Below are 8319 nucleotides of genomic sequence, written 5' to 3'. Positions count from 1 at the left end.
GGATTCTTCGATTTTGTTGACGATTTCCTTGCGGTTGCCGCGGGCGCGCTTGACCGCCTGGTAGATCCGCGCGGAACGCATCGGGTGCATGGCCTTGAAGCCGAGGTCTTCGAATTCGATGCGGATCGCATGCATGCCCAGCCGGTTGGCGATGGGCGCGTAGATTTCGAGGGTTTCCTTGGCGATCCGCCGGCGTTTTTCGCCGGACAGCACTTCCAGCGTGCGCATGTTGTGCAGGCGGTCGGCGAGTTTGACAAGGATCACGCGAATGTCGCGCGCCATGGCCATGGCCATTTTCTGGAAGTTTTCGGCCTGGGCTTCGGCCTTGGTCTCGAAATTCATCTGGGTCAGTTTGCTGACCCCGTCGACCAGTTCGGCGACGGTTTCACCGAACTGCGCTTGCAGCGCTTCTTTGGCGATACCGGTGTCTTCGATCACGTCATGCAGCATCGCGGCCATAAGGCTCTGATGATCCATGTGCATGTCGGCAAGAATATTGGCCACGGCAAGAGGATGCGTGACGTACGCCTCGCCGCTGCGACGGCGTTGACCGTCATGGGCTTGTTCGGCGTAGAAATACGCTCGGCGGACCAGGTTGACCTGGTCGTTGCCGAGGTAGGTCGATAAGCGATCGGCGAGGGCGTCTATGCTCGGCATGATGATTCCTGCCGTAAGCTGTGATCCCGCGCCGTGCTACGTCGACCAGGCATAGGCTTAGACGGCCTCGTTGGACTCGTCCTCGAACGCTGCGAACAGCGGCTCATCCTGGACGATTTCTTGCTCGGCGATGAACTCGTAGCTCATCAGGCCTTCAGCGATTTCACGCAGCGCTACAACGGTAGGCTTGTCGTTTTCCCACTGAACCAGTGGCTCTTTGCCGCCGGTGGCCAGTTGACGGGCACGTTTGGTAGAGAGCATGACCAGCTCAAAACGGTTTTCCACGTGGTTCAGGCAGTCTTCAACGGTTACGCGGGCCATGGTATTCCTCGGAGCGAATGCAATATGCGCGCTGCCCGGTTGGGCGAGCGGACTCAACAGTTTAAAAAATCACCAGCGATTAGGGAAGCGCTGATTTTTTAACCAAGCCCTTCAACGCGCTGCAAGTGCCAATGTAAAGCGCTTGCAGGCCTTTTGGGAAGTGCTGATTAACCGAGCAATTCGGCCAGCAATTTGCCGTGAAGCTGTTGCTGACGCTTCTGAATGAGCTGATTGGCGCGGAAAATCGCCTTCAGATCGTCCAGCGCGTGGGCGAAATCGTCGTTGATGATCAGGTAGTCGTAGTCGACGTAGTGACTCATCTCGCTGACCGCTTCACGCATACGGCCGTCGATGATTTCGTCGCTGTCCTGACCACGGTTGGTCAAACGCGAATGCAGTGCTTGCAGCGACGGCGGCAGAATGAAGATCGAGCGCGCCTGCGGCATCAGCTTGCGTACTTGCTCGGCGCCTTGCCAGTCGATCTCCAGAATCAGGTCGTGACCTGCGTCGAGGGTTTGCTGCAGATGGCTTTGCGAGGTGCCGTAGAGGTTGCCGAAAACTTCGGCGCGCTCAAGGAAATCGCCGTGTTCGCCCATCTTCACAAACGCTTCGCGCGTTACGAAGTGATAATTCACGCCGTCGACTTCGCCCGGACGCATGGCGCGGGTGGTGTGCGAAACCGAAACGCGGATCTCCGCGTTGGCGTCGGTCAAAGCCTTGACCAGACTGCTCTTGCCCGCGCCCGAAGGGGCGGAAATGATGTACAGGGTGCCGGTGCTGTGGGTCATGTCGGGGTTGCCTTACTCAATATTCTGCACTTGTTCGCGCATCTGCTCGATCAACACCTTGAGGTTGACGGCGGCTTGGGTGCTGCGCGGATCAAAGGCCTTGGAGCCCAATGTGTTGGCTTCGCGGTTGAGCTCCTGCATCAGGAAGTCCAGGCGACGCCCGGCTGCACCGCCGGACTTGAGCACCCGGCGCACTTCGATGATGTGGGTGCTCAGGCGATCCAGTTCTTCGGCCACGTCGCTCTTTTGCGCGAGGATGACCATTTCCTGTTCCAGACGCTGCGGATCCAGCTCGGCCTTCATGTCGGCGAAGCGGTCGAGGACTTTCTGGCGTTGGGTCGCGAGCATCTGCGGCACCAGTTCACGCAGGGTCACGACGTCTGCTTCGATCGATGTCAGGCGCTCGTTGATCAACCGGGCCAGCTCCGCGCCTTCGCGCTCGCGGCCAGCCTTCAACTCTTTCAGACCTTGATTGAACAGGGCCAGCGCCTCGGCGTTCAGCGCCTGCGGATCGGTTGCATCGCCGACCAGCACGCCAGGCCAGGCCAGGACTTCCAGCGGGTTCAGCGCTGCCGGGTTTTTGATCAGACCCGCGATGGTTTCCGCGGCAGCAACCAGTTGCGCGGCGCGCTCGCGGTCGATTTGCAGCGCTTTGCCGGTGCTTTCTTCGGTGAAACGCAGGGTGCATTCCAGTTTGCCCCGCGACAGGCCCTGACGCAGCGCTTCACGCACCGCGCCTTCGAGGTCGCGAAAGGTTTCCGGCAAGCGCAGGTGCGGTTCCAGATAGCGACTGTTGACCGAGCGCAGTTCCCAGCTCAGGGTGCCCTGTACGCCGGCTTTCTCGACGCGGGCGAAGGCGGTCATGCTGTGCACCATGGCGGTAACCTCGCAATGCAGATCGGCGCGAAACCTGGGTTCCGCAAGCGCGATATCAATGAATTTATGCCGACTGGCAGCAAAGGCGCAGGATTGTAGCGCAGTGCGGCGAATGCGCCCAAACACACGGTGTGACAAAGGGCTGCAGCCCGTCGGTAATGCGTGTTTCAGGGCCCTCGGTCGTCGGCCCGAATTTTTAACCCGTGCCCAGTCGCGGTGCACCGCTCTATAATGCTCGGCAGTTTTCCGTCCTCAGTACAGGTATCTCCTATGAAACGTCCAAGTGGTCGCGCTGCCGATCAGCTCCGCTCGATCCGCATTACCCGCAACTACACCAAACACGCCGAAGGATCGGTGCTGGTCGAATTCGGTGATACCAAAGTCATCTGCACCGTCAGCGTCGAAAACGGCGTGCCGCGTTTCCTTAAAGGTCAGGGCCAGGGTTGGTTGACCGCTGAGTACGGCATGCTGCCGCGCGCCACTGGCGAGCGTAACCAGCGTGAAGCGAGCCGTGGCAAGCAGGGCGGTCGCACTCTGGAAATCCAGCGCCTGATCGGCCGTTCCCTGCGCGCTGCGCTGGACATGTCCAAGCTGGGCGATGTCACCCTGTACGTCGACTGCGACGTGATCCAGGCTGACGGCGGCACCCGCACTGCCTCCATCACCGGCGCCATGGTCGCTCTGGTTGATGCGCTGAAAGTAATCAAGAAGCGCGGCGGCCTGAAAGGCGGCGATCCGCTCAAGCAAATGATCGGCGCGGTGTCGGTCGGCATGTATCAGGGCGAAGCGGTACTGGATCTGGACTATCTTGAAGATTCCGCTGCCGAGACCGACCTCAACGTCGTGATGACCAGCACCGGTGGTTTCATCGAAGTGCAGGGCACCGCTGAAGGCGCGCCGTTCCAGCCGGAAGACCTCAACGCCATGCTGGAACTGGCCAAGCAAGGCATGAACGAGATTTTCGAACTGCAGAAGGCCGCACTGGCTGACTGAGCAGGTTCATAACCGCAAGGAGAGTGCGATGAGTGACGAGCAAGCGCTGCTGCCCAAACCGAGCCAAGAGGTTCGTCAATGGGCGATGTTTTGTCACTTGTCCGCTTTGCTGGGGATCTGGATTCCGTTCGGCAACCTGATCGGGCCATTGATTCTCTGGCAGATGAAGCGTGAAAAGGATCCGTTTATCGATGCCCAGGGCAAAGAGGCGCTGAATTTTCAGATCACTGTCGCGATTGCGTCGTTGATCTGCTTCCTGCTGATGCTGCTGCTCATTGGCTTCGTCCTGATCGTGATACTGGGCATCGGTGCACTGGTGCTGACGATCATTGCCGGGGTGAAGGCCAACGAGGGCTATCCGTACCGGTATCCGTTTACCTGGCGGTTGATCAAGTAGGCTCGCGGGCCTGACGGGCGGAGTGCGCAATGGCTCAGCTGGTCTTTCCTTCTATCGAGCAGCAGACCGAGGAATGGCGGATGAAACCCGCCGCCGTGCTGACGGATCTGCAATCGACCGGCGCTGCGGTGTTCCGCTGGCAGCGTTCATCCACAGACAGCTATCACTTTGAACGTACTGAACCGCGTGAGCATGTTTTGCTCAGCGTGATGCTTGCGCCCATGCAGTCGCGTGCCGCTGTTGGCGGCCGGCAGGTGTGGGATGGGCAGATTCACAGTGGTCAGGTGCGATTGCTGCAGCCCAGCCAATCCGCGAGCTGGGACACTCGTAGCGCTTTCGACATCCTTCATGTGCATTTGCCAATGCCGGCGTTGACCGCTGCGGCGCAGGAGCAAGGATTGAGCTTCGCCGGATTTCGCGGAACGCATCAGCCGCTGTATCAAAACGACAGAGTGGCTCATTTGCTGGCCCGGCAATTGGCGCTGTCCATCGGTGACAACAGTCGGGGCGCCCGTGAGCAGGCGGATCTAAGCGTTCAGGTATTAATTGCTCATTTATTGAACAGTTATGAGCTTTCGAGCACCCAGCCAAGAGTTGCCAGCCAAGGCCTGATGGATGCCTTGCGCTACATCGAGCGTCACCCCTGCGAAAAGCTCTGCATTGCCCGGTTGGCGGCAATTGCGGCGATGAGTGAATTCCACTTCGCTCGCGAATTCAAACGCGCCTTTGGCACTTCACCGCATGCCCACGTACTGGTTGTGCGCCTGCAACGGGCGCGCAACGCTTTGGAAAACTCCGCCAAGACTATTTTGGAAATTGCCCTGGAATCCGGGTTTGCCGACTCCAGCCATTTCGCCCGAGTCTTTCGTAAAGCCTATGGCATCAGCCCGACGGATTTTCGTCTGTCCCGATAAAACTCGTGAGCAAGAAAGTACCGGCAATTGAGCAAGGATCGGCGCGACGTCAGCTCTGCCCTCGTTGAACACTGTCCGCACTTCAACGACACGGAGCCAGCCAATGGCACACCTCGGACACGCTGTGCGCGACTATCGCCTGCAACTCATGTACTCGCTGATGGATCGCGAAGGCTTTGATGCTTTGCTTTTCACCCAGGCCGACTTCTTCCAGTTTGCGACCAACTTCAATACCGACGTAGAGACGTGGGAACGGCCAATTCTGTGCGTCGTACCGAGGAACGGCGCGCCGTTTGTGATCGCTCATGAGCTATCGACGCATCATTGGCGTTTCACCAAAGAAGCCGGGCATCTTTGGATCGAGGATGCACGTTTTTATGCCGAGCATCCGCGTGTGCAAAATCGCCTGCCCTTGGTCAGTCAGTGGAGTGAGCTGGTCGCACAATCTTTGCGCGATGCCGGGCTGCATCGGTCGCGCATTGGCGTCGACGCGATCACGGCGCCGTTGGCTCGCGTCGGTACTTTGCTGCCATCGTTGGTGCTGCAAAACGCGACCGAAGAGTGCCGCACGTTGCGGCTAGTCAAGCATGCCGAAGAGATCCAACTGATGCGCGAAGCCTGTGCGTTGACGGATTGGTTGCAGGATCGCTACCGGGAAAACATCCGCCCCGGACGGCTGGTTCAGGAGCTGGACATGAGCATGGCCGCACTGTTTGTCGAAGAAGCGGCTAATCGTTTCCCCGGTGAGGATGTGCAGTGCATTGAGTTTTTCACCCTGTCCGGCCCGGCGAGCTGTGCACCCCACGGCGATGGTCGGCAGTGCGGCGCACGCATCGAGAAGGGTCATGGTCTGGTGAACATCATTATTCCGCGCATCAACGGTCTGATCATCGAGAACGAGCGCACCTGGTTTTGCGGCAAGCCTTCGGCGCGGCAAATTCAGTTGTATGACGCGGCGCGGGAAGCCAATGAAGCGGCGTGCGAAGCGGCGGTGACGGGCAATCCGGTTTGCGCGATAGATGCGGCGGCTCAAGGGGTTTTCGAGCGGCATGGAGTGGCGGACTTGATCATCCATCGCACGGGCCATGGACTTGGGCTGGTCGGCCATGAGTTTCCCCACGACATGGCGTTCAATACGCGACCGCTGATGAGTGGCGAAGTGTATTCGGCTGAGCCGGGGATTTTTCAGTGGGGGCTGGGTGGCTTTCGGATCGACGACACGGTGGTGATTGGCGACACGCCAGACATCCTGACGCGCGCGCCCCGAGACATCTCCAGTCAGACAATTCTCTGATTAATAAAAATGCCCGTGTTTCACCTACGGGCATTTACATGAATGCAACGGGATTAGTTTCTTTGGGATGTAGGATTAATCTATTGCCGATGAATGGTAGTCATCTAGTTATATATTTTTCGCTCTTACATGTTTAGTCACAACTGCACTGCCTTGGTGCTGGCTCCGTCCTTGGCATCGGCGATGGACGATTGTTAAAGTTGCCCGGCGTTATGTTTCTCTTGAAATATTTCGATATATTCAAGCCATCGAAGGTTCTTGAATTCCACAGCAATCAGTGTTGAGACAATCAGCCGATTCACGGCGCGCGCTCAGGAAAAGAGCTCGTCCCTGAATATAGCCAAGAATAATCAAAATGATTCAGCTCGATTTTTACGGAACACTCGTGGCCGCTTCCTTAGTACTTTTGCTGGGACGTGGTTTAGTTACTCGCGTTGGATTTCTGCGCAATTACAATATTCCCGAACCGGTTGCCGGGGGCCTATTGGTTGCGCTTGTTCTTCTGATCATGCGAACACGGGATGTTGAAGTTCGCTTCGATACTTCGCTGCAAACGCCTTTGATGTTGGCATTCTTTGCCACTATCGGTTTGAGTGCAGACTTCGCCAGCCTGAGAAAGGGCGGGCGCGTTGTTGGGATCTTTTTGGTGGCAGTCGCCGGGCTGCTGGTGGTGCAGAACGCGATGGGCGTTGGCCTCGCCACTCTGCTCGGACTTGACCCGCTGATGGGCCTGTTGACCGGTTCGATCACTCTGGCGGGCGGTCACGGCACCGGCGCTGCGTGGGGCACGGTGTTCAGTGAGAAATACGGTTTGGCTTCTGCCTCTGAACTGGCGATCGCCTCGGCGACTTTTGGTCTGGTGCTGGGCGGTTTGATTGGTGGGCCAGTGGCTCGCCTGTTGATCAAGCGGGTTGAGGTGCCCGGTTGCCAGAATCAGCAAGCGCCACGGCTACCCAAGGGTTTTGAACAGCCGAACAAAGAGCGCTCGATTACGCCGTTTTCGTTTATCGAAACACTGGCCCTGATCGCGGTCAGCCTGCTGGTCGGCAATCTGCTGAACGGCTGGTTGCAAGGCACGGCGCTTGAGTTGCCGACCTTTGTTTGTGTGCTGTTTGTCGGTGTGTTGCTGCGCAACGGCCTCTCGGCGCTGGGCCTGTATCAGGTGTTCGAGCGGGAAGTGTCGGTGCTGGGCAATGTCAGCCTGTCGCTGTTCTTGGCGATTGCCTTGATGTCGCTGAAGCTGTGGGATCTGGCGGCGCTGGCGTTGCCGATCTTCATCATTCTGGCGGTGCAGACATTGGTCATGGCGCTGTTTGCGATTTTCGTGACGTTCCGCATGATGGGCCGCAACTACGATGCGGCGGTGCTGGCCGCAGGGCATTGCGGTTTTGGTCTCGGTGCCACGCCGACGGCGATCGCCAACATGCAGGCGGTGACGCAGCGCTACGGGCCTTCGCAGATTGCGTTTCTGGTGGTGCCGATGGTTGGTGCGTTCTTCATCGACATCATTAACGTCATCGTGATCAAGCTGTATCTGGCCCTGCCGATGTTTGTCGCGCTCTGAGGTTCAGCCCGCTTTAGGCTAGCGCACAAAAAATGCCCGTATCTCGCGATACGGGCATTTTTTTGACTGCGATTCGACGCTTAGATGGTCAGCGTCCAGTCGTAGTCGACGATCAGCGGCGCGTGCTGCGAGAACCGTGGCTGACGCGGCAGACGTGCGCTGCGTACAAAGCGGCGCAAGCCCGGTGTCAGGATCTGGTAGTCGAAGCGCCAGCCCAGATTGAGCATCTCGGCCTGTTCGTTATCCGGCCACCAGCTGTACTGGTCGCCTTCACGGCTGACTTCGCGCAGGGCATCGACATAACCCATGTTGCCGACAATCTCGTCCATCCAGGCGCGTTCCGGCGCCAGGAAGCCCGGGGATTGCTGGCTGTCGCGCCAGTTCTTGATGTCGAGCTTCTGCTGCGCCACGTACAGCGAGCCACAATAAATGTACTCGCGGCGTTTGCGTCGCTGTTTGTCCAGGTACTTGCCGAAGTCGTCAATGAGCTTGAACTTCTGGTTAAATTCCTCATC

General features: G+C 58.3%; 9 protein-coding genes and 1 pseudogene. 5 read left to right on the top strand and 5 right to left on the bottom strand.

From position 1 onward, the window contains the following. The 4 genes from ACIP66_RS27690 to ACIP66_RS27675 form a co-directional block, all read right to left on the bottom strand. Positions 1 to 657: HD domain-containing protein (locus ACIP66_RS27690; protein ID WP_400652363.1), on the bottom strand; the 657-nt coding region annotated here is incomplete at its 3' end. A gap of 57 nt (positions 658 to 714) precedes the next feature. Next, complete coding sequence (rpoZ, locus tag ACIP66_RS27685) at positions 715 to 978, bottom strand: DNA-directed RNA polymerase subunit omega (protein ID WP_016985812.1); 264 nt, start codon at positions 976 to 978, stop codon at positions 715 to 717. Between the two features lie 167 nt (positions 979 to 1145). Further along, a complete protein-coding gene (gene gmk, locus ACIP66_RS27680) occupies positions 1146 to 1766 on the bottom strand; it encodes a guanylate kinase (protein WP_053125052.1) in 621 nt (206 codons plus the stop codon). 12 nt (positions 1767 to 1778) lie between these two features. Continuing rightward, a complete protein-coding gene (locus ACIP66_RS27675) occupies positions 1779 to 2642 on the bottom strand; it encodes a YicC/YloC family endoribonuclease (protein ID WP_053125050.1) in 864 nt (287 codons plus the stop codon). A gap of 270 nt (positions 2643 to 2912) precedes the next feature. Between ACIP66_RS27675 and rph the strand changes: the two genes are divergently transcribed. The 5 genes from rph (at position 2913) to gltS (ending at position 7804) form a co-directional block, all read left to right on the top strand. After that, positions 2913 to 3635: a ribonuclease PH gene (gene rph / locus ACIP66_RS27670; RefSeq protein ID WP_016985814.1), complete on the top strand. Its 723-nt coding sequence runs from the start codon at positions 2913 to 2915 to the stop codon at positions 3633 to 3635. A 28-nt stretch (positions 3636 to 3663) separates the two neighbouring features. Further along, positions 3664 to 4032: a DUF4870 domain-containing protein gene (locus ACIP66_RS27665; protein WP_053125048.1), complete on the top strand. Its 369-nt coding sequence runs from the start codon at positions 3664 to 3666 to the stop codon at positions 4030 to 4032. A gap of 29 nt (positions 4033 to 4061) precedes the next feature. After that, positions 4062 to 4946 carry a helix-turn-helix domain-containing protein gene (locus ACIP66_RS27660; protein ID WP_400652357.1) on the top strand — a complete coding sequence of 295 codons (885 nt, stop codon included), beginning with the start codon at positions 4062 to 4064 and terminating at the stop codon, positions 4944 to 4946. Positions 4947 to 5049: 103 nt separating this feature from the next. Further along, positions 5050 to 6240, top strand: coding sequence for a M24 family metallopeptidase (locus ACIP66_RS27655; RefSeq protein ID WP_400652354.1), 1191 nt, complete (start codon positions 5050 to 5052; stop codon positions 6238 to 6240). Between the two features lie 355 nt (positions 6241 to 6595). Further along, on the top strand, positions 6596 to 7804 hold the full coding sequence (gene gltS / locus ACIP66_RS27650) for a sodium/glutamate symporter (protein WP_400652351.1): 1209 nt from the start codon (positions 6596 to 6598) through the stop codon (positions 7802 to 7804). A gap of 80 nt (positions 7805 to 7884) precedes the next feature. On the opposite strand, the pseudogene crc reads toward gltS, so the two are convergent. Next, positions 7885 to 8319, bottom strand: a pseudogene (gene crc, locus ACIP66_RS27645) (catabolite repression control protein Crc); the annotation flags it as partial.

The organism is Pseudomonas sp. NPDC088429 (assembly GCF_044753305.1).
Classification (GTDB): Bacteria; Pseudomonadota; Gammaproteobacteria; order Pseudomonadales; family Pseudomonadaceae; genus Aquipseudomonas; species Aquipseudomonas rustica.
Note: the sequence above shows the minus strand (reverse complement) of the source record. Positions and strands in the feature narration are given on the sequence as shown.